Here is a 21,250-nt window from a genome sequence, read left to right on the forward strand (position 1 = left end):
TTACATGCTCTAGGCGAGCAAGGGACTGCGCGCGCTTGAGAATCCGCTTGCGCGATCGTAAGCGAGCCCGAGTTGCAGCACGCCCAGATCGCCTTGTGTCGGACCGATGATCTGCAATCCGGCCGGCAAGCCTGCGGGGCCAAAGCCGGCCGGTGCGCTCAATGCGGGCAGCGATGCCATCGTCGCTGGAACGACAGCTTCCATCCAGCGATGATAGGTATCCATCTCGCGGCCAGCGATAGCATGCGGCCAATCCAGTTCCGCGTCGAAAGGAAAGACCTGAGCCGATGGCATCAATAGATAGTCGAAGTTATCGAATAGCGCGTTGATCGCCTGATACCATGCGGCACGGTCGCGAATTGCGCGCGAGACATCTTCGCCCGATAACTTCAGACCTCGTTTTATTTCCCATACCGCTTCGGGTTTGAGCAGCTTGCGCTTTGCGGCGTCACGATAGAGCGGCGCGTTGGTGCCGGAGAACGTGAGGCTGCGCAGATCGAGCCATGCATTCCAGAGACGATCGAGATCGAAATCGATCCTGGCCGTCTCGATGCTGCAACCCGCTGTTTCGAAGTGATGCAGCGCCGATGCATACGTGTCCATCAAGCCTGCTTCCATCGGCAGATGTCCATTCATGTCGCCTAGCCAGCCGATGCGCGTGCCGCTCATGTCGCGATCGAGCGCGTTCGCGAAATCGGCGGGCTTGTCGCTTCTGCGGGACAGCGGCGCGCGCGCATCGAAGCCCGCCTGCACCGACAATAACAACCCAAGATCGGGAATGTTTCGCGCGATCGGGCCCGCGACGCTGAATTGCTGAAAGAACACGTCGTCGCTTGGCGCATAAGGCACGCATCCCGGTGTCGTGCGAAAGCCGAAAACGTTATTGAACGCGGCGGGCGTGCGCAAAGAACCCATCATGTCGGAGCCATCCGCGCATGGCAGCATGCGCAGTGCGACCGAGACGGCCGCGCCGCCGCTGCTGCCGCCTGCGGAGCGCGATTGTTCGAACGCGTTGCGCGTGGTGCCGTACACCGGGTTATAGGTGTGTCCGCCCAGGCCGAATTCCGGCGAATTCGTGCGGCCGATGAATATCGCGCCTGCCTTGCGCATGCGTTCGAACACGACTGCATCGACCCGCGTGATTTCGTTTGCATATATAGGCGAGCCCTTCGTCGTGACCATTCCGGCGACGGGCAGGATGTCTTTGGGCGCCTGCGGAAAGCCGTGCAGAGGTCCGAGGCTTTCGCCTTGGGATAACTGCGTATCGCGTTCGGTGGCGAGCGTGTGCAGGACAGCGCGATCCTGCATCGCGACGATCGCATTGACCGCGGGATTGATGCGATCGATGTGCGTGAGATAGGCGTTCAATACTTCGACGCACGAGACCTCGCGTGTTTGAATCGCTTGCGAGAGCGCGATGGCGTCGAGTGAAACGATATCGTCGTCGGGCGATGATGCGGTCATGGCTTTGTCGTGAATGAGAGGACGGATTCAGCGATGAAACTCGGGAAGCACATAGGCGGCAACCTCTTCGATGATACCGCGTGCAGGTCGTCGTTCCGATGCGATGTTGAGCGTCACATGATGTGTACCGCTCTCGCGCATCTCGTGCAAAAGCGCCACGAGCGCGCGACGCCCGGTGCGATAGCCGAGGGAAATATCGGTTGCGGGCTCGTTGGCATCGTTGCTGAGATCGAGTCGCATCGCGACGCCAAACGCGCGAAAGGCGCCGGACGCTGCGCGATCGACCGCTGCGCGCCACATGCTGTATCGGCCGCGCTGCGCTTGCGGTTCGCGATGATAAGTCATCCAGCCAAGCGAATGACGTGCGATCCAGTCGACGCTCTGACCGCCGGAACCGACGGCGAGCATCGGAATGGAAGCGTTCTGGCGAGGCAGAAGATAGAACTCGGGCGCGCCTTCGGGTGCCTGGTCGGGCATAACACGAGACGGCAAGGTAACGGCTGCGGCGAGCGTGGCCCAATGCTGTCGATATAGATCGCGCCGTTCATCGGGATCTTGGCCGAACGCCGCATATTCCGGCGGACGGTCGCCCGAACCGACGCCGAGAATGAAGCGACCGCGAGAGAGTGTATTTACGGAGATCGCGCCCTTCGCGACATGAAGCGGATGTCTGAGCGTCAACACGATCGCGCCGCTGATCAGTGCGATGCGCTCCGTATTCGATGCTAGCGCGCCGAGCATGACCCACGGATCGAGATGTCCGACCGGGTCGGGATAATCGATGCTATTGAGCGGAACATCGCGAACCCAGAGCGCGCGAAAGCCGAGTTGATCGGCGAGTCGCGCGATGGCCATCTGCTCGTTGAAGTCGACGATGCTTTCGTTGTCGCGTGTGATCGGCAATGTTATGCCGATGGAAAGCTTGTCTTGCGCGAATACCGCATTCGCGATGGGAGACGAGGCCAGAGTGTTTTCGCTTGCGGTCATGACACGCATTGCGTCAAGGAAAGGTCTTGACGCCGATGGTATCACCGGCGTCGTGTGACCAGCGAAACGACATACGTCACGACGATATTCACGACGAGTGCAATCAGGCCGATGTAGACCGGCCATGAAGCGTCACCGAGATGCATGACATAGACCGGCTTGAGTCCCTGCGAGATCGCGAGGCCCGTGCCCAATACGATTCCGAATAGCCAGCCGAGAAAAAGGCCGGGCGTCGTGAGCCGGCGCGTGAAGAGCGTGAACACGATGGCCGGGAAGATTTGCAGAATCCACACGCCGCCGAGCAACTGCAGGTCGATCGCATATTGCGTCGGAAGGAACACGATGAACAGCAACGCGCCGAACTTCACGACGAGCGACACGAGCTTAGCAGTCGATGCTTCCGCCGCCGACGACATATCGGGCGAAACGAGCGGACGCCACAAGTTGCGGGTGAACAGATTCGCCGCGCCGATCGACATGATCGCCGCCGGCACGAGCGCGCTGATCGCGATAGCCGCAGCCGCGAAGCCCACGAACCACGATGGAAACAGCGTGCCGAACAGGGCCGGCACGACATCCGATGCCGACTTCACATGCACGCCCGCCGCGATCGCCATATAGCCGAGCAGCGCGATCAGCCCGAGCAACAGCGTATAGGCGGGCAGAAAGATGGCGTTCTTGCGCACGGTCGCCGCGGACGAAGACGAGAGCACCGCGGTCATCGTATGCGGATACATGAAGGCGGCGAGCGCTGAACCCAGCGCGAGCGATGCATATGCCGTGAATTGACCGGGCTGGAGGATGATGCCCGTCGGACCGCCCTTCGTCTTGAAGTATTGATCGGCCGCGTCGAATACGTGTGCATAACCGCCGAGCTTCACAGGAATGAGCCATATCGCCGCGATCACGACGATATAGATCATGATGTCCTTCACGAAGGCTATCATCGCGGGCGCGCGCAGGCCACTCGTATAGGTATAGAGCGCCAGAATCACGAACGCGATGATGAGCGGCAGCTCGCCCGTCACGCCGAGACCCTTGATGACCACTTGCATGCCGACGAGTTGCAGCGCGATATAAGGCATCGTCGCGACGATGCCCGTGACCGCCACCGCCGCCGGAAACCACTTGCCGCCGTATTCACCCTGAACGTAATCCGCGCCGGTGATGTGGTTTTTCGCATGTGCGATCTTCCACAACTTCGGCATCACCGCGAATACGAACGGATAAACGATGATCGTGTAAGGCAGCGCGAAGAAGCCATAAGCGCCCACCGAATAGACGAGCGCCGGCACGGCAATCACCGTATAGGCGGTATAGAAATCGCCGCCTACGAGAAACCATGAAATCAACACGCCGAACTGACGGCCGCCCAGACCCCATTCGTGAAGCTGCGTGAGATCGCCGCGCTTCCAGCGCGCGGCAAAGAAGCCTACGACGGTCACGAGCGCAAAGAACGCGATGAAGATCGTCATCGCAACCGGATCGACCGGTGTGAGATCGTTCATTTCAGGCCCCTGTACACGACATAAAGCAGGAGCGACGTGAGCGGCACCCACAAGAACTGATACCAGTAGAAGAACGGGAATCCCGCGAGTGAAGGGCGTGTGTCGTTATAGAACGGCAGCCAGAGCAGGGCGACGTAGGGTATCAATAGCACGATCCAGAGCCAGGGGCTGCCGGGCGTATCGTTGTTGGATTCCAAAGCCTGTCTCCTCATGAATCAGCGCTGACAAGATGCGAGCAAAGGCCGCGCCGCTAAGGCTGCGCATTATCCAACTTATTCCGCTTTGTTGCCCAACCGATAAATGGGGGGAGAAGTTATCCGGCTTTCACAAAAACACGACCAACGCTTACGAATCAATAACCGATCGAGATTGAACTCGATTGCCGACAAGCATGGCGCGCTTGCCGCCGAAGCCTGCGACCTTGAGATAGTCGAATCCGTTATCCCTGAGCGCGCGTTTGACGAGGCCCGCGCTGGTATAGGTCGCGAATGTCGCATCTTCTCTGGCAATGCGTGCCAGCGACGCGAAGATCGCGGGCGTCCACATGTCGGGGTTTCTGGCTGGCGCGAAGCCGTCGAGATAGATGGCGTCGGCTGCAAGGCCGTGGTCGGCGAGATGCGGCAAGAGCGTGCCCGCATCGCCGAAAGCGAGTGTCAACGTGACCGCGCCAGCGAGGAATGCCAGCCGATGCACGCCGGCTTCGAGCGGCGGCCATGCCGAAGCGAGCGCATCGGCGAGCTGTGCGACAGCGTTGTCGTCGATGATTGCGGCATGCGCGGCACGCAAATCGCTCGCGCTGAATGGATGCTTCTCCACCGACACGAATTCCAGCGCCGGCGAGCGTTGCGGATCGTCACGCCATGCCGCCCATGTCGCAAGGAAGTTGACGCCCATGCCGAAGCCCGTCTCGACCACCGTGAAGCGCGGCTTTTTGCGCCAGCGCGCGGGCAAGCCATTGCCGTCGAGAAAAACATGGCGCGCCTGAGCGAGCGCGCCTGCCGCGCTGTGATAGATGTCGTCGTGACGCGGCGAGTACGGCGTTCCGTCGTCGCGGAACACGAGCGGCGCGCAGCTCAGCGGCTCATCCATCCTTCAGTCACCGGACGACGACTGATTCAGCGTAATACCCAATTCGCTCGCCATTTGCTGAACCATCGCGCGCAATTGCGCGACTTCGTGAGTCAGGCGCTTTTGCTCGGACTTCAATGCTTCGAATTCGGAAAGCGAAAAGGATTCGCCGCCCGGCGTTTCGCGCAAAGGGATGTCGGCCAGGCTCACCTCGCCGCATAGCAAATGCATCCAGCGGCTTTCGCGCTCGCCGGGTGTGCGTGACAGCTTCACGACGCGCGGCGGATCGTTGGCGGCAAGCTCGTCGAGAAAGCTTTCCACCGATGATATGTCCGCAAACGAATGCAGCCTCGCACTGTTCGCGCGCAGTTCCGCCGCCGTTTGCGGGCCGCGCAGGAACAAGGTTGCAAGCAGCGCAACCGATTGGCTCGGCACGCCGAGCACGCGATTCACGTTATGTTCGAAGCGCGGCACCCGGCTACTGCTTCCTTCGAAAACGAGGCTCAGGCGCTTCAGGCCATCGATGGTCGTCAACACCTCGTCTTCGCTCACGTTCATCACCGGCGCGCGTGCGGTCTTCTGATTGCAGCCCGAGGTTAGGGAATTCAGCGAAAGAGGATATGTGTCCGGCACGGTATGCTGTTTCTCGACGAGCACGCCGAGCACGCGTGCTTCGAGAGGCGTAAGTTCGCGTAGAGTGGGACGGGGTGCGGCTTCGGAAGGGGTGTTCATGGGCGTGATTGGCGTGCGATGAGACGCCTATGATACCGGCGCCGCACAGGGTTTCCGTATTCCGCGCACCGTCATGCAGCATGAAAAGCAACCTTCGGCTGTGCAACCGTCCTGCGCGATGCGCTTTTTTGGTGCAAACGGTTAAAAAAACCTGGCGCAGACGTACTTTATTCAAGGAGGTGAACCGCTCATATCATTGGCATTGAAGTTGCTTTTTCTCATTCGGCACTGGGCTGCCCGCGCAATCGATGTTCCACACTAAAAGGTGTGAGAGATTAAGAGAGCATCGCGCTACGAGGTCGCCTGTCGACGTATCCGGAAGGCCGGATACGCCGCGTCTTTTGGCTCTTCAAGCGTTTCGCGAGTGCAACCAGTAAAACGAGCGACGGGAACCGCCACCCGGCATGCACTTCATTTGGAAGACCGGCTATGACGCAAGCATTCTTCAACGAGATGTTCGAGCGCAGCGATCTGGAGGCGCGCGGCCTGACGGCAGTGGCATTTCGCGGCGTCGGCGATCCACGCACGCACTACCGCGACTTCATGAACTGGCTCGCCGCACAGAGCGAGCAGCAGATCGACATCAAGCGCGCGGAGGCGGATCTCAACTTCAGACGCGTTGGCATCACATTCGCGGTCTATGGAACGAGCGATCTGCCGGGCATCATTCCCGAGCGCACGATTCCCTTCGATGTCATTCCACGCATCTTTCCGGCCGACGAATGGCGCTCATTGGAGCGCGGCTTGCGACAGCGCGTCAACGCGCTAAACCGCTTCATCCACGACATCTATCACGATCAGGACATCATCCGCGCGGGCATCATTCCCGAGGCGCAGATACTCGGCAACGCGCAATATCGTCCTCAGATGCGCGGCGTCGATGTCGCGCGCGATATCTATGCGCATATCGCGGGCATCGATATCGTGCGTGCGGGGCAGGGCGAGTTCTATGTGCTCGAGGATAACCTGCGCGTTCCGTCGGGCGTGTCGTACATGCTGGAAAACCGCAAGATGATGATGCGGCTCTTTCCCGACCTCTTCGCGCGCAATCGCGTTGCGCCGGTCGCGCATTACCCGGACTTGCTGCTCGACACCTTGCGCGCGTCCGCACCGGCCGCCGCCGCGGAGAATCCGACGATCGTCGTCATGACGCCGGGCATGTATAACTCGGCCTATTTCGAGCACGCGTTTCTCGCGCAGCAGATGGGCGTCGAGCTTGTCGAAGGTCAGGATCTCTTCGTCGAGAACGACTACTTGTATATGCGCACCACGCAAGGGCCGCAGCGTGTCGATGTGATCTATCGCCGCGTAGACGATGATTTTCTCGATCCGCTGGTGTTCCGCCCGGATTCCGCGCTCGGCGTGCCCGGATTGATCGGCGCATATCGCGCGGGCAATGTCTCGCTGTGCAATGCAGTGGGCACCGGTATCGCGGACGATAAATCGATCTATCCCTACGTGCCGGACATGGTGCGTTTCTATCTCGGCGAAGAGCCGATCCTGAATAACGTCCCGACGTGGATGTGCCGCAAGCCCGACGATCTCGCATACGTTCTCGATCATTTGCCCGAGCTCGTCGTCAAGGAAACGCATGGCGCGGGCGGTTATGGAATGCTGGTGGGACCTGCATCGACAACCGCGCAAATCGCCGAGTTTCGTGCGGTGCTCGAAGCGCATCCGGAGAAATACATCGCGCAGCCGACGCTCGCGCTCTCCACATGTCCGACGTATGTCGAGTCGGGTATTGCGCCGCGTCATATCGACCTGCGGCCCTTCGTGCTGTCGGGCACCGAAGTGCGCATGGTCCCCGGCGGTCTGACACGTGTTGCGTTGCGCGAAGGCTCGCTTGTCGTGAATTCATCGCAAGGCGGCGGCACGAAGGACACGTGGGTACTGGAGCGCTAAGGAAAAGTTCTGAAGAAATCGCGGCGCCATTAAAGACAACGACAAACAACCGGAAACACCCATGCTGAGCCGTACCGCGGATCATCTCTTCTGGATGGCGCGCTATACCGAGCGCGCCGAAAACACTGCCCGGATGCTCGATGCGAACTATCAGCTCTCGCTCTTGCCGCAGTCCGACGAATATGCGGAACTCGGCTGGCGCGCGATGCTGTCGATATCGGAATTGAGCGGCATCTACTCGGCTGCGCACCACGGCATGAAAAGCCGCGAAGTGATCGACTTCATGGCGCGCGATTTATCGAACCCTTCATCGATCGTCAGTTGTTTGCGGGCCGCGCGCGAGAATGCTCGGGCCGTGCGCAGTTCCACCAATAGCGAGTTATGGGAATCGCTCAACACGACCTGGCTAGACTGCCAGCGCATGCTCGCTGACGGCATTCTTGAGCGCGAACCTTATACCTTCTTCGAGTGGGTAAAGTTTCGCTCGCATCTATCGCGTGGGGTTCAGCTCGGCACGCTCGTGAAGGACGACGCGTTTTATTTCATGCGTCTCGGGACTTTCATCGAACGCGCGGACAATACGGCGCGCATTCTCGACGTCAAGTTCGAAATGATGGAACAGCGCGCCGATACTTCGGCACAACCGTTCGATTATCACCACTGGGTGGCGGTACTCGGCTCGGTATCGGGCTTCGAGGTGTATCGGCGCGTTTATCGCGATGTCATTACGCCGGAACGCGTTGCGGGGCTTCTGATTCTTTATGGCGACTGGCCGCGTTCACTCGCAGCGAGCATCGCGGAAGCGGAGCAACTGATCGGGCAGGTGACTAAAGGGCGCGACACCGAAGCGACGCGGCTCGCCGCGCAACTGAGCGCGGAATTGAAGAACGGGCGCATCCGCGACATTCTCCGCGGCGGGTTGCACGCCTACCTCGTGGATTTTCTCGCTCGCGTGAACGATCTCGCGGGCCGCGTGAGCCGCGAGTTTCTGTTGCCGATCGCGCCGGAGCCGGAGCCCGAGCCGCCCACGCAGACTCAGACCCAGACCCAGACGCAGACTCAAACTCAGACGCAAGGCAAAGGCTGAGCGCGTGCCTTCAGCGCTTGGCCGCCGCCGCGACGACGCGATGCACGAAGCGCAGCTTGTCGATGACGGCCGGCGCAAGCGTGAAGGGATATCCGTCCGGCATGCCGAGACTGCGATTCAAACTGTTCAGGACATAAGTGAGCGGAAACCAGCGTTTCATCAGGTTATCGAACGTAGTTTCCTCGACCGGCGTCTGGTCGGTGAGCGTGGGCTCGTGCGGACTGTCGGGCACGAGCACGAGGCCGCAGGAAACAGCGGTGTCGAGCGTATCGACGATATGCAGGTAATGCGCCCACGTTTCCGCCCAGTCTTCCCACGGATGCATCGTGGCATAGGCGCTGATGAAGTTGTCTTCCCATTGAACGGGCGGACCTTCCTTGTAATGACGATCGAGCGCGGCGGCGTAGTCGGCTTGTTCATCGCCGAATGCGGTGCGAAACGGCGCGATACGCGCGGTGTCGCCGATCAGCCGATCGAAAAAGTAATGCCCGGATTCATGGCGGAAATGACCGAGCAATGTGCGATACGGCTCGTGAAGCGCGGAGCGCGTTTTCTCGCGATGCGCGTCGTCGGCTTCGGCGATGTTGAGCGTGATGATGCCGTTGTTATGACCCGTCATCACGCCGTGACCTTGCGCATCGCCTTCGAGAAACTGAAATTCGAGGCCGCGTTCGGGATCTTCCTGACGCGACTTCACGGACAGGCCCAGCTCGGCAAAGGTGTACAGCAGGCGGCGCTTGGCGGCTTCGATGCGATACCAGTAGACGCGATTCTCCGGATTCGAGAGGTTCGGAATGGTGCTCGTCAACTGGCACGAGCAGCAGAGCGTATCGAGAGTATCGGGCGTATTGGCATCGGGCGCGGGGACGACCCAGTTGCAGACATTTTCGACCGCGTAGTTATGGCACGGCCGGTAGAAGAGATCGCTCGCAAGAGGATGAAGGCTGCGCCAGCGGCCGTCTTCGGTGTCCTCGAAGGCGCTGATCTGATTGATCTCGGGCACGTAACCGAGCCGCGCGCCGCAGTTTTCGCAATGCGTGTTTTCGAAGAAAACGAGTTGGTTGCAACGGTTGCAGTGAAAGGTCTTCATCGTGTGGTCGGTGGAAGTGTTATCGCGCGATGTGCGGTGCGCGCCGTAGGCGGTGTAGACGCAATCATCATGCCGCGAAAAGGCCGTTTTTCCATGACAAGCAGAAAAAGCGTTGCAGCGCGCGTTGCGTGCACGGCGTCAATTGAACAAAGGAGTCCGGCGTGTCCATTCGTGTCGCACTGAACCATGTCACGCATTATCGTTATGACCGGCTCGTCGGTCTGTCGCCGCAGGTTGTCCGTTTGCGGCCCGCGCCGCATTGCCGTACGCCGATCGTGTCGTATTCGATGCGCGTCGAGCCCGAGGACCATTTCATCAACTGGCAGCAGGACGCGTTTGCGAACTATCAGGCGCGCCTTGTTTTCCCGGAGAAAACGCGCGAATTCAAGGTGACGGTCGATCTCGTCGCCGAAATGGCCGTGTATAACCCGTTCGATTTCTTTCTCGAACCGTCCGCTGAAAAGTTTCCGTTTGCATACGCGCCCGAGTTGCTGCACGATCTCGCGCCCTATATGGTCAAGTGCGAGCTGACGCCGCGCTTTGCGGCATTCGTCGAAAGTATCGATCGCTCTCCGCGCGCCACGATGGATTACCTCGTGGCGCTCAATCAGCGGCTCTCGCATGAGATTCGTTATCTGATCCGCATGGAGCCGGGTGTGCAGACACCCGAGGAAACGCTCGAAAGCGCGGCCGGCTCGTGCCGCGATTCGGGCTGGCTGCTCGTCGAGACGCTGCGCCATCTCGGACTGGCCGCGCGCTTCGTGTCGGGTTATCTGCTGCAACTCGCGCCCGATGTCAAATCGCTCGATGGTCCTAGCGGCACCGAAGTGGACTTCACCGATCTGCATGCATGGTGCGAAGTGTTTCTGCCGGGCGCGGGCTGGATCGGTTTCGATCCGACGTCCGGACTGCTCGCGGGCGAAGGACATATTCCCGTCGCGTGCACGCCGGAGCCGGACAGCGCGGCGCCGGTCTCGGGCGCGGTGGAAAAATGCGAAGTCGAATTCGATCACGCGATGTCGATCGAGCGTGTGCGCGAAACGCCGCGCGTCACGAAGCCGTATAGCGAGGAAGACTGGAACGCGGTGCTGCGCATGGGCGAGCAGGTCGATGCGCAATTGAGCGCTTCGGACGTGCGCCTCACGATGGGCGGCGAACCGACTTACGTCTCGGTACGCGACCGCGACGAGCCGGAATGGAACACCGACGCGCTCGGCCCGACCAAGCGCGCCTACGCTGTTTCGCTGATGGACAAGCTGCGCGCACAGTACGGCGCGCGTGGCTTCCTGCACATCGGACAGGGCAAGTGGTATCCGGGCGAGCAATTGCCGCGCTGGGCGCTGTCGCTTTTCTGGCGCGCGGACGGCGAACCGTGCTGGCACGATCCGGCGCTCTTCGCGGATGAACGTCAGCCCGCGTCATACACGTCGGATGACGCCGCGCGCTTCATGCATCATCTCGCGGGCAAGCTTTCGCTGGATTCAAAATACATTCAACCGGGATACGAGGATACGCTGTACTACCTGTGGCGCGAGCGCCGCTTGCCGGTGAATGTCGATCCGTTCGACTCGCGCCTCGGCGACGAACTGGAACGCGCCCGCCTGCGTCGTGTGTTCGACGCGGGTTTGCCGTCTGTCACGGGGTACGCATTGCCGATCGCGCGTGAAGAAGGCGCAGGAGCGCAGCCGGCGCGCTGGGTGAGCGGGCCGTGGTTCTTCCGCGACGAGCGCATGTATCTGGTTCCGGGCGACTCGCCGATGGGATACCGCGTGCCGCTCGACTCGCTGCCGTGGGTCTCGGAAGGCGATTACCCGTGGCAGCACACGCACGACCCGTTCGCGCCGTCCACGCCATTGCGCACGGCGACTGAATTACGCATGCAATATGCGGATCTGGATAATGAATCGCGCATGCAAAATGCCGACGCGGGCGTGGCGGGACGCGCCGGAGCATCGGGTGAATCGGGTAAATCGGGTAGATCGGGTGCGCTTGCATCGGGTGAATCGCGCGATCGCATGCCGCAACGAGGCGAATCGGCCGGCTGGATCGCACGCATCGCGCTGTGCGTGGAAGCGCGCGATCCGTCGCGTGCGGCCGGTCCCAAAGCGGAAGCCGACGCCCTCAAGAAGCTCGGCAACGGCAACAAGCTCATGCATGTCTTCATGCCGCCGCTTACCTCGCTCGATGACTATCTCGATCTTCTGACTGCCGTCGAAGCGACCTCCGCCGATCTGAAGATTCCGGTGATCGTCGAAGGCTATCCGCCGCCGCGCGATGCGCGCCTCAAGATGTTGCAGGTCACGCCCGACCCTGGCGTGATCGAGGTGAATATTCATCCGGCGGCGAACTGGAACGATCTCGTCGAACACACGGAATTTCTCTATAACGCGGCGCACGAGTCATATCTGAGCCCGGAGAAATTCATGCTCGACGGCCGCCATACCGGAACCGGCGGCGGCAATCACTTCGTGCTCGGTGGCGCGACGCCTGCCGACAGTCCGTTTCTACGCCGCCCCGATCTGCTCGCAAGCCTCATCCGTTATTGGCACAACCATCCATCGTTGTCGATGCTGTTCTCGGGCCTGTTCATCGGTCCGACCAGTCAGGCGCCACGCGTCGACGAAGCGCGCAACGATCAGGTTTATGAACTGGAGATCGCGTTCGCCGAACTGCAACGTCAGCTCGACCTGCTCGGCGGCCGCGACAATGCGACCGTGCCGCCGTGGCTCATCGACCGCATTCTGCGCAACATCCTGATCGATGTGACCGGCAATACGCATCGCGCGGAATTCTGCATCGACAAGCTGTATTCGCCCGATGGCCCGACCGGCAGGCTCGGCCTGCTGGAACTGCGTGGCTTCGAGATGCCGCCACATGCCCGCATGAGTCTCGTGCAGCAACTGCTGTTGCGCGCGCTCGTCGCGCGATTCTGGGACACGCCCTATACCGCGCGCCTCACGCGCTGGGGCACGGAACTGCATGATCGCTTCATGCTCCGCACCTTCGTGCAGATGGACTTCGATGACGTGCTCGCCGAACTGCGCGAAGCAGGCTTCGCATTCGAGCAAAGATGGTTCGCGCCGCACTTCGAATTCCGTTTCCCGCTGGTCGGTGGATACGATACCAACGGCATCGCACTCACGATTCGCAATGCGCTCGAACCGTGGCATGTGATGGGCGAGGAAGGCGCCATCGGTGGCACGGTGCGCTTCGTGGACTCGTCCGTCGAACGTCTGGAAGTGCGCGTGCTCGGGCTGAATGGCAAACGACATGTCGTGACCGTGAACGGCGAGACATTGCCGCTGCAACCGACTGGACGCGTCAGCGAATACGTTGCGGGCGTGCGCTTTCGCGCATGGTCGCAGGCGGCGTCGCTGCATCCTACGATCGAGGCGCATGCGCCGCTCACGTTCGATATCGTCGATACATGGACGGGACGCGCGATCGGCGGGTGCCAGTATCACGTCGCGCATCCGGGCGGGCGCAACTATCAGACCTTCCCGGTCAACGCATATGAAGCGGAAAGCCGCAGGCGCGCACGTTTCTTCGCGACCGGCCATACGCCCGGTGCGATGCACGTCGAAGCCCGCAAACGCAGCCTCGAATTCCCGTTCACGCTCGACCTGCGCTATCGTTGAAATGCATTCATCATTCGAATAAAGAGCAGAGACGACTTTGGCTTATCAATCGACCTTGCCCTTCGATACCGCCGCGGCGCGCATCGATGCGCTCGCGCTGCTGCGCACGCTGCCCGCGCGTGAAGGGCACTGGGACGAACTGCGCGACACGGCGGGACAGTTGCGCGAGCCGTGGCGGCACTTCTTCGAGTTGCTCGGCGAGCAGGGCATCGCGCGGCTCGACGATGGCGTAAGCGCCGTCGCGCAGCAAGTGCGCGACAACGACATCACGTACAACGTCTATGCCGACAACGGCAAGCCGCGCGCGTGGTCGCTCGATCTCCTGCCGCTCATCATCGATGAAGAAGAATGGGCGTCGATCGAACGCGGCGTCGCGCAACGCGCACGCTTGATGGAAGCGATCGTCGCGGATGTCTACGGCCCGCAGACGCTGCTGCAACGCGGACTATTGCCCAGCGCGCTCGTGTTCGGACACCCCGGCTATCTGCGCGCGGTGAAGGGTTTCGTGCCGCCCTTCGGCCGCTTCCTGCAGATCGTCGCGGTGGATCTCGCGCGTGCGCCATCGGGCGCGTGGACGGTCGTCGCGCACCGGACGGAAGTGCCTTCGGGGCTCGGCTATGCGCTGGAAAATCGCATGATCGTCGCGAGCCTCTTTGCCGAACCGTTTCGTGCAATGCGCGTGAGCCGTCTCGCGGCGACCTATTCGCAACTCATCGCGACCATCGCGCAAGCCGCGCGCGCGACGATGCGCGATGACGAAGACGGCCGCAGCGATGCATCGAACGACGCGCCGCATATCGCGTTGCTGAGTCCGGGTCCGTTCAGCGAAACTTATTTCGAGCATGTGTTTCTCGCGCGTTATCTCGGCGTGACGCTCGTCGAAGGCAAGGACCTCACGGTTCGCCATGACAAGCTCTATCTCAAGACGCTTGCCGGCCTGTCGCGTGTGCATGCTGTCTTGCGACGCCTGGACGATGCGTTTTGCGATCCCGTCGAATTGCGCGCCGATTCCACGATCGGCGTGCCTGGTCTGTTGCAGGTGATGCGCGCGGGCAATGTGATGGTGTCGAACATGCCGGGAGCGGGCTTCACGGAATCGCCCGCGCTCAATGCATTTCTGCCGGGCATCGCGCAGGCATTGCTGGACGAAGAACTCGAATTGCCGACCGTGCCGACATGGTGGTGCGGCGAGCAGGCCGCGCGCCGCGAGGTCTTCGAGCGCGTCGACAGCGCGCTCATTGCGCCGACATGGCCGGGCCCCGAGGCCGAGCACGTGCCGGGCATCGATGCGGGCGTCCAGGATATTGCGGCATGGCGCGAGCGCATCGAACGCGCGCCCGATGTCTTCACGGTGCAGGAGGATCTGCCGTTCTCCAGTGCGCCGCGCTTTCACGATGGCGCGATCGGATCGCGTCCCTGCGTGCTGCGCGCCTACGCGATCGCGAACATCGACGGAAGCTGGAGCGTGATGCCGGGCGGCTTCACACGACTCGCGGCCGACAAGCGCGCGACGGTGTCCATGCAATTCGGCGGCAGCAGCGTCGATACCTGGGTGATGTCGAGCCAGCCCGGAGGGTCGGTTTCGTTACGACCCACGCCGATGAAGCCGGGCGATTTGCGCAAGCATCGCATCGTATCGAGCCGCGCCGCAGAAAATCTCTTCTGGGCCGGGCGTTACGGCGAACGCGCAGAAAACAACGTGCGGGTGTGCCGGCTCTTGCTCGGGATGCTCGATGGCAGTGTCGCCGAGGAACTCTTCCCGACACTCGTGGAACTCGCGTCGGAATGCGGGCTGATTCCATCGGTCGATACGCTCGCGCGCAGCACGCCGCAAGCATTCGAGCGCGTGCTCGTCGCAGGATTGCCGGAATCGGGCAGGGCGACGAGCATCGGCAGCAATCTCGCGGATCAGGCACGCGCATGCGGCGAGATACGCGACCGGCTTTCGACGGATCACTGGCGCACGATTCTCGCGTCGCGCAACGACTTTCGCGATGCGCTCGCGCGCCTCGTGTTCAGCGATCCCCCTGACGCAAGCACGGTGCGCATCGGTCGCGACTATGATCGTCTGATGCTTGCGAGCGCACTCGAACAACTCGCGACGCAACTGTCCGCGATCAGCGGCGCGCAGGGCGATCGCATGACGCGCGATCAGGCGTGGCGGCTCTTGTTCATCGGGCGGCACATCGAACGCGTCTCGACGATGGCGACGATTCTGCGCGTGGTCGCCGAGCGCGGCACGCTCGCATCGCCTGCCGTCTTCGATCTGCTCCTGCAACTCTTCGACAGCACGCTCACGTATCGTTCGCTCTATCCGGGCAGGCTCGAAGTGCCGGCGCTGATCGATCTGATCGTGGTGGATCAAACCAATCCGCGCGGACTCTATGGCGTGTACGCGCGCCTGCGCACGAAGCTCGACGAGATCGCAGCCGCTGCGGGCGGCGCACGCCGCGCACAAGCGACGCGTTTCGCGGACCTGCTCGTTCACGCCGATGCATTGCCGGATCTCACCGCGCTGTGCGAGACGGATGAGAACGGCCTACATGATGCATTGATCGCGCTATGCGACAGGCTCGTGGCATCGGTTTTCGCGGCATCGAATGAAGTGAGCGCGCGCTACTTCAGTCACGCGAACACGCTTTCCGCGCAGGTGTCGTCATGAGTCTCGGCATGAACGATACCGTGCTCGCGGTGACGCATCGCACGACCTATCGCTATTCGACGCCAGTCGAAATCGCGCAGCATCTCGCGACCATTCGTCCGCTGCATTGTCCGTGGCAGCAGGTGATTTCGCATACGGAGCGCATCGAGCCGGTGCCGTCTTATGTGCATAGCCGCGTCGATGCATTCGGCAACGACGTGCTGTACTTCTCGCTCGACGCGCCGCACGAGCGTCTTTCGATGACGAGCGAAACCACGGTGCGGCTCACGCCGCGCTGGAATGCGCTCGATGCAGAGGCCACGCCGCCGTGGGAAACCGTCGCGCAACGCATGCGCTATCGGGCCGGCGAGTCATTCTATCCGGAGAGCGAGTTTTGTTATGCGTCGCCTAACATCTCGCTCGATCATGCATTGCGCGCCTATGCGCAAGCCAGTTTCGATGCGGGCACGCCGCTCGTTGCGGGCGCCATCGATCTGATGCATCGCATTCACGAGGACTTCGAATACAAGCCATCGGCCACCGCGTTCGATACGCCCGCATCGCGCGCGTTCGAATTGCGTCATGGCGTGTGTCAGGACTTCTCGCAAGTGATGATCGGCTGTCTGCGTTCGCTGGGGCTGCCGGCGCGCTACGTGAGCGGCTACTTGCGCAACGATCCGCCGCCGGGACATGCGCGTCTTATCGGCGCGGATGCATCGCATGCGTGGGTATCGGTGCATTGTCCGCAAAGCGGATGGATCGATCTCGATCCGACCAATGACGTGCTCGCGGACCTCGATCATGTCACGCTCGCGACGGGGCGCGATTACAGCGACGTGTCGTTATTGCGCGGGATGATTCTCGGCGGTGGCGCGCATCATGTGGATGTGGCGGTGAATGTGCTGGCGCTTTGATGGTCGATTCGCTCGCGATGCATCGATCTTCGCGCACGGCCGACAGGGTTCGGGAAAGCAGGCTGCGCAATAGTGAGTTAATGTTCTACGCTTCGTCGTTCATGCGCGAGCGCGCCTGCGCATACCCTTTCGCTTTGCAAGGAGATTTCGCACGATGGAATACGTGAAACTGGGTTCGACCGGCCTCGACGTGTCGCGGCTCTGTCTTGGTTGCATGACCTATGGTGTGCCCGATCGCGGCACGCATCCGTGGACGCTGGATGAGGAAAAGAGTCGTCCGCTCATCAAGGAAGCGCTCGAAGCGGGCATCAATTTCTTCGATACGGCCAACACGTACTCGGACGGCACGTCGGAAGAAATCGTCGGACGCGCGCTGCGCGATTTTACGAAACGCGACGATATCGTGATCGCGACGAAAGTCTTCAATCGCATGCGTCCCGGACCGAATGGCATGGGGCTGTCGCGCAAGGCGATCTTCAACGAGATCGATAACAGCCTGAAGCGTCTGGGCACCGATTACGTCGATCTCTTTCAAATCCATCGCTGGGATTACCGGACGCCGATCGAAGAAACGCTCGAAGCGCTGCATGATATCGTGAAGGCAGGCAAGGCGCGTTATATCGGCGCGTCATCGATGTATGCGTGGCAGTTCAGCAAGGCGCTCTACACTTCACGCGCGAACGGCTGGGTCGAGTTCAAGACGATGCAGAATCATTTGAATCTGCTGTATCGCGAGGAAGAGCGGGAGATGATTCCGCTTTGCAAGGACCAGGGCATCGGCATGCTGCCGTGGAGTCCGCTCGCGCGCGGACGTCTTACGCGCGAATGGGACGCGACGAGCGCGCGTCAGGAATCGGATGCGTTCGGCAGCACGCTCTATCGCACGGACGACGCCGATCGCGCGGTGGTCGAAGCCGTGGCCGCGGTGGCGAAGGCGCGCGGCGTGCCGCGTGCGCAAGTGGCGCTGGCGTGGGTCGCGCAGAAGGCGCCAGTGAGCGCGCCGATCATCGGGGCATCGAAGCCGAATCATGTGAGCGATGCGGTCGCCGCGTTGACGCTCAATCTCACGGACGACGAGATCGCGCAACTCGAAGCGCCCTACGTGCCGCATGCGGTCGCGGGCTTCAAATGAAGCAGCAATGAACGCCGGGAAGCGCGCGGCTCACAACTGCGATTCGATCGGCAGGATGCTCAGCATCCAGATGCCCGCGCGCTTCATCGCAGACACGTCCGGCTCGCTGTCGAGCCGGGTCGTGTTGCCATTGGCGTCGGTGTCGATCCATACCATGCGCGTGCCGCCGTTGCCGTCATCTTGCAACTCGACACGCCACGCGATGCGATCGATATTCGCGCCGATGCCATCCGCCACTTGTTCGGCCGCTTCCGCGCTTTCGCAATAGACGCCGATCTCCGTATTCAACTCCACGGAACGCGGGTCGAGGTTCATCGAGCCGATGAAGATGCGCTTGCGGTCGAACACATACGTCTTCGCATGCAGCGACGCCTTCGACGATCCGAACGTGGACTTCTTCACGCTCTTGCCGTTATCCGTGGATGCGACGGGCTTGAGCTCATAGAGGCGCACGCCTGCTTCGAGCATGTCCTTTCGATAGCGCTGATAACCCGCATGCACTGCGGCGACATCGGTGGCGGCGAGCGAATTCGTGAGCACGGTGACGCGCACGCCGCGCGATGTCATCGATCGCAGCCATCGCACGCCTTCCTCGCGCGGCACGAAATAGGGCGACACGATCAGCATGTCCTTGTCGGGATCGAGATTCAATGCCTTGAATTGCGACATCAGATGGCCTTCGGTGTCGCCGGGCGCGCGCGTGATCTTCGCGGGATCGTCGTAGAGCAGCGTCGCCTTGCCCCACGAAAACGAGGCGTCGCGCTGCTGGATCACGCTCGCGAGACGCTCGCGCACTTGCGCCACATAAGGCGAATGCGTCTCCGACAACAGATAGGCATTGAGCTTCTCGCGATAGCCCGCAAGGGCATCGGGATCGGCGTGACGTCGCATCAGGTTATCGATCGGATAGGCCGCATCCGAGTTCCAGTAAAGATCGAATGCAGTGGATACCTCGGGCACGACAGGCCCGTGCACAAGCACGTCGAGATCGCCGAACGCGACCGTGCTCGATGCGCCGAAGTATTCGTCGCCGATATTGCGGCCGCCGAGAATCGCAGCCTGGTTATCGGCGATGAGCGCCTTGTTATGCATGCGGCGATTCACGCGAAAGAACTCGGCCGCCGAGCCCAGTTTTTTGAAGGTGCGATTCGCCACCGGGTTGAAAAGCCGCACCTGCACGTTCGGATGCGATGCGAGCGCGAGCAGGAACTGATCGTCGGCGTTGGTACCGAGGTCGTCGAGCAAAAGGCGCACGCGCACGCCGCGATCGGCTGCGCGCATGATCGATGCGGCCATCTCGCGGCCCGTCAGATCGTCGTGCCAGATGTAGTACTGGAGATCGAGCGTGCGATCGGCGGTCTCGCTCAGGATCACGCGTGCAATGAGCGCGTCCGTGCCATCCGATAGCAAGTGAAACGCATTGTCGCCGGGATGCGCGGCCTCGCTCGCGGCGAAGGCTGTGCCGAGGCGCGTGTTCGCGGTGTCGGTGAGGGCGTGTGTTTCCATGCGTCCGGTTTGAGGCGGAAGGCTCGCGCATGCCGACATCAGCAGCATCGACGCAACGGCGAACCATGTACGAAGTTTCATCGCGCACCCTCGGTTAGGCCATGCTCTTGTCCCGCCGAGCCCCTTCAGTCAAGCGCGAGCGCACGAAGCTGACGTGCTCGCGCAGGACGTAGAGCGCATCGGCGTGAGCGAGCGGCAGCCTGATCGTATCCAGCGATTCTTCTATGTAATCGAGTTCGACCAGCAGCGCGCGCCGCTCTTCTTCACTGGTGACGCGCATCGCGCCGCGCTCCACTGCGATCAGCGCGCCGTAATAGCGATAGATGCGCGAGCGCACGCGCCATCGATACAGCGCGGGCACGAGACGTAGCGCGGGAAAGATCAGCACCGCGACGGGCAGCAACAGCACGAGCGCGCGATCCGCGATATTCGCGAGCCAGAACGGCAGCGTTCGATAAAGAAAGCTCTTGCCCGAGCGGTAATAACGGCTGGCATCCTCGCTGATCGGAAATTCATGCGCGACAGGACTCGGGAACTGACCCGCGCGTTGCAGCAAGCCAGCCGTGCCGTGCACTTCCTGCGCCGCTTCGATGAGCAAGTCGGACAACGCCGGATGCAGAGTCGGCCGCGCGACCAGTTCGACGGTCGGGCTGATCAGATGCACGGACTCCGGCGGGATGCGCCGGCCGAGATCGAGCACGCCTGGGGGCAGTTCGATATCGTCGAGATAAGGGAAAAGGCGCGTATATGCGAGGGCTTCGTTGAAGTCCATCACCGAGATGCCGGGTACGCGCAAGAGGCGCAGCATCAGGCCGCGCGTCGCGGAGTCGCCGGAGAGAAAGACCGCGTCGGCTTCGTTGCTGACGAGTTGCGTGGCGGCTTGCAGGCCGTCTGTCGGCAGAAGTTTCGTATCGCCACCCGGATAGATGCCGTTGGCTTCCAATAGCTTCAGTGAGAGCGTGCGTGTGCCGCTACCTTCGCGGCCGATAGCGATGCGCTTACCTTCCAGTTGCGACAGCAGCGTGAGCCCCTTGCCGCGATAGAACACGACGAGCGGCACATACGACACGCTGCCGAGCGATATCAGATTCGACGCTTCTTCCCTCGTCGCGATGCCGCCTTGCACGAGCGCGAGATCGACGTGCTGCTTCGGATCGAGCAGGCGTTCGAGGTTCTGCACGGAGCCGTCCGAGGGCAGCACTTTCAGCGTGATGCCGTTACGCGCGAGCAGCTTCGCGTATTCCTGCGAGATGACGTAGAACGAGCTGTCGGGCTGGCCCGCGCTCATCGTGATGGTTTTGGGCGGCGCGGGATCGACGAGCCAGTAGACGAGCGCGACGATGATCGCAATGACCAGCACGACAGGACCGGCCGTCCACGTGATGTCGTGCAGGACGCCTTTTGCATGATCGCGAGGCAGATGCGGGCGTTTCATGCCATGCCTCGTCATGCGCGTGCGGTGGTGACTGCTTGTGTGCCGGGAAAGACATGGAGCATGTCGTGTCTGTGTCGGAAGCGGCGTTGATTCGCAGTGTAACGCGAGGTGCGCACAAAACGAGAAGGCCGGCGCGCATGCGG

The 21,250-nt window shown here is 61.5% G+C and carries 15 protein-coding genes; 6 read left to right on the plus strand and 9 right to left on the minus strand.

Features of this window, described 5'->3' with window-relative positions:
• Positions 1 to 9: 9 nt before the first annotated feature.
• The 6 genes from QCE73_RS20230 to QCE73_RS20255 form a co-directional block, all read right to left on the minus strand.
• On the minus strand, positions 10 to 1,464 hold the full coding sequence (locus tag QCE73_RS20230; RefSeq protein WP_309883282.1) for an amidase: 1,455 nt from the start codon (positions 1,462 to 1,464) through the stop codon (positions 10 to 12).
• A gap of 27 nt (positions 1,465 to 1,491) precedes the next feature.
• Positions 1,492 to 2,451: an LLM class oxidoreductase gene (locus QCE73_RS20235; protein ID WP_309883283.1), complete on the minus strand. Its 960-nt coding sequence runs from the start codon at positions 2,449 to 2,451 to the stop codon at positions 1,492 to 1,494.
• A 41-nt stretch (positions 2,452 to 2,492) separates the two neighbouring features.
• Positions 2,493 to 3,959, minus strand: coding sequence for a monocarboxylate uptake permease MctP (gene mctP / locus QCE73_RS20240; RefSeq protein ID WP_309883284.1), 1,467 nt, complete (start codon positions 3,957 to 3,959; stop codon positions 2,493 to 2,495).
• Positions 3,956 to 4,156, minus strand: a complete 201-nt coding sequence (locus QCE73_RS20245) for a DUF3311 domain-containing protein (RefSeq protein ID WP_309883285.1) — start codon at positions 4,154 to 4,156, stop codon at positions 3,956 to 3,958. Before QCE73_RS20245 ends, mctP begins: the two co-directional genes overlap by 4 nt.
• Before the next feature lie 148 nt (positions 4,157 to 4,304).
• The gene (gene mnmD, locus QCE73_RS20250) at positions 4,305 to 5,048 is read right to left on the minus strand and encodes a tRNA (5-methylaminomethyl-2-thiouridine)(34)-methyltransferase MnmD (RefSeq protein ID WP_404989793.1); all 744 of its coding nucleotides are present in this window, start codon (positions 5,046 to 5,048) and stop codon (positions 4,305 to 4,307) included.
• Positions 5,049 to 5,051: 3 nt separating this feature from the next.
• Positions 5,052 to 5,759 carry a YceH family protein gene (locus QCE73_RS20255; protein ID WP_035505621.1) on the minus strand — a complete coding sequence of 236 codons (708 nt, stop codon included), beginning with the start codon at positions 5,757 to 5,759 and terminating at the stop codon, positions 5,052 to 5,054.
• A gap of 429 nt (positions 5,760 to 6,188) precedes the next feature.
• On the opposite strand from QCE73_RS20255, the gene QCE73_RS20260 reads away from it, so the two are divergent.
• Both QCE73_RS20260 and QCE73_RS20265 read left to right on the plus strand, forming a co-directional pair.
• Positions 6,189 to 7,664, plus strand: a complete 1,476-nt coding sequence (locus QCE73_RS20260; RefSeq protein ID WP_035505619.1) for a circularly permuted type 2 ATP-grasp protein — start codon at positions 6,189 to 6,191, stop codon at positions 7,662 to 7,664.
• A gap of 61 nt (positions 7,665 to 7,725) precedes the next feature.
• Positions 7,726 to 8,751: an alpha-E domain-containing protein gene (locus QCE73_RS20265; RefSeq protein WP_238216280.1), complete on the plus strand. Its 1,026-nt coding sequence runs from the start codon at positions 7,726 to 7,728 to the stop codon at positions 8,749 to 8,751.
• Positions 8,752 to 8,761: 10 nt separating this feature from the next.
• Here the strand turns inward: QCE73_RS20265 and QCE73_RS20270 are convergent, their stop codons facing one another.
• Complete coding sequence (locus tag QCE73_RS20270; RefSeq protein ID WP_187604323.1) at positions 8,762 to 9,841, minus strand: putative zinc-binding metallopeptidase; 1,080 nt, start codon at positions 9,839 to 9,841, stop codon at positions 8,762 to 8,764.
• A 161-nt stretch (positions 9,842 to 10,002) separates the two neighbouring features.
• On the opposite strand from QCE73_RS20270, the gene QCE73_RS20275 reads away from it, so the two are divergent.
• The 4 genes from QCE73_RS20275 to QCE73_RS20290 all read left to right on the plus strand — a co-directional run bounded on the left by QCE73_RS20275 (position 10,003) and on the right by QCE73_RS20290 (position 18,166).
• On the plus strand, positions 10,003 to 13,479 hold the full coding sequence (locus tag QCE73_RS20275) for a transglutaminase family protein (protein ID WP_309883286.1): 3,477 nt from the start codon (positions 10,003 to 10,005) through the stop codon (positions 13,477 to 13,479).
• A 37-nt stretch (positions 13,480 to 13,516) separates the two neighbouring features.
• On the plus strand, positions 13,517 to 16,141 hold the full coding sequence (locus tag QCE73_RS20280) for a circularly permuted type 2 ATP-grasp protein (RefSeq protein ID WP_309883287.1): 2,625 nt from the start codon (positions 13,517 to 13,519) through the stop codon (positions 16,139 to 16,141).
• Positions 16,138 to 17,034 carry a transglutaminase family protein gene (locus QCE73_RS20285; protein WP_404978617.1) on the plus strand — a complete coding sequence of 299 codons (897 nt, stop codon included), beginning with the start codon at positions 16,138 to 16,140 and terminating at the stop codon, positions 17,032 to 17,034. The genes QCE73_RS20280 and QCE73_RS20285 overlap by 4 nt, the downstream gene beginning before the upstream one ends.
• A 154-nt stretch (positions 17,035 to 17,188) precedes the next feature.
• Positions 17,189 to 18,166 (plus strand): aldo/keto reductase, encoded by a 978-nt coding sequence (locus QCE73_RS20290; protein WP_309883288.1) that lies wholly within the window; start codon positions 17,189 to 17,191, stop codon positions 18,164 to 18,166.
• 30 nt (positions 18,167 to 18,196) lie between these two features.
• On the opposite strand, the gene QCE73_RS20295 is transcribed toward QCE73_RS20290, so the two are convergent.
• A complete protein-coding gene (locus QCE73_RS20295) occupies positions 18,197 to 19,753 on the minus strand; it encodes a phospholipase D family protein (RefSeq protein WP_309883289.1) in 1,557 nt (518 codons plus the stop codon).
• 13 nt (positions 19,754 to 19,766) lie between these two features.
• The gene (locus QCE73_RS20300) at positions 19,767 to 21,107 is read right to left on the minus strand and encodes a TAXI family TRAP transporter solute-binding subunit (RefSeq protein ID WP_309883290.1); all 1,341 of its coding nucleotides are present in this window, start codon (positions 21,105 to 21,107) and stop codon (positions 19,767 to 19,769) included.
• Positions 21,108 to 21,250 lie beyond the last annotated feature (143 nt).

It is taken from the genome of Caballeronia sp. LZ029 (assembly GCF_031451275.1).
GTDB lineage: Bacteria > Pseudomonadota > Gammaproteobacteria > Burkholderiales > Burkholderiaceae > Caballeronia > Caballeronia jiangsuensis.

Excerpts from the sequence above, each read along its gene's own strand:
- QCE73_RS20230 (WP_309883282.1), bottom strand. The coding sequence starts at position 1,464 with ATGACCGCATCATCGCCCGACGACGATATCGTTTCACTCGACGCCATC.
- QCE73_RS20235 (WP_309883283.1), bottom strand. The coding sequence starts at position 2,451 with ATGACCGCAAGCGAAAACACTCTGGCCTCGTCTCCCATCGCGAATGCG.
- mctP (WP_309883284.1), bottom strand. The coding sequence starts at position 3,959 with ATGAACGATCTCACACCGGTCGATCCGGTTGCGATGACGATCTTCATC.
- mnmD (WP_404989793.1), bottom strand. The coding sequence starts at position 5,048 with ATGGATGAGCCGCTGAGCTGCGCGCCGCTCGTGTTCCGCGACGACGGA.
- QCE73_RS20255 (WP_035505621.1), bottom strand. The coding sequence starts at position 5,759 with ATGAACACCCCTTCCGAAGCCGCACCCCGTCCCACTCTACGCGAACTT.
- QCE73_RS20260 (WP_035505619.1), top strand. The coding sequence starts at position 6,189 with ATGACGCAAGCATTCTTCAACGAGATGTTCGAGCGCAGCGATCTGGAG.
- QCE73_RS20265 (WP_238216280.1), top strand. The coding sequence starts at position 7,726 with ATGCTGAGCCGTACCGCGGATCATCTCTTCTGGATGGCGCGCTATACC.
- QCE73_RS20270 (WP_187604323.1), bottom strand. The coding sequence starts at position 9,841 with ATGAAGACCTTTCACTGCAACCGTTGCAACCAACTCGTTTTCTTCGAA.
- QCE73_RS20285 (WP_404978617.1), top strand. The coding sequence starts at position 16,138 with ATGAGTCTCGGCATGAACGATACCGTGCTCGCGGTGACGCATCGCACG.
- QCE73_RS20290 (WP_309883288.1), top strand. The coding sequence starts at position 17,189 with ATGGAATACGTGAAACTGGGTTCGACCGGCCTCGACGTGTCGCGGCTC.
- QCE73_RS20295 (WP_309883289.1), bottom strand. The coding sequence starts at position 19,753 with ATGAAACTTCGTACATGGTTCGCCGTTGCGTCGATGCTGCTGATGTCG.
- QCE73_RS20300 (WP_309883290.1), bottom strand. The coding sequence starts at position 21,107 with ATGAAACGCCCGCATCTGCCTCGCGATCATGCAAAAGGCGTCCTGCAC.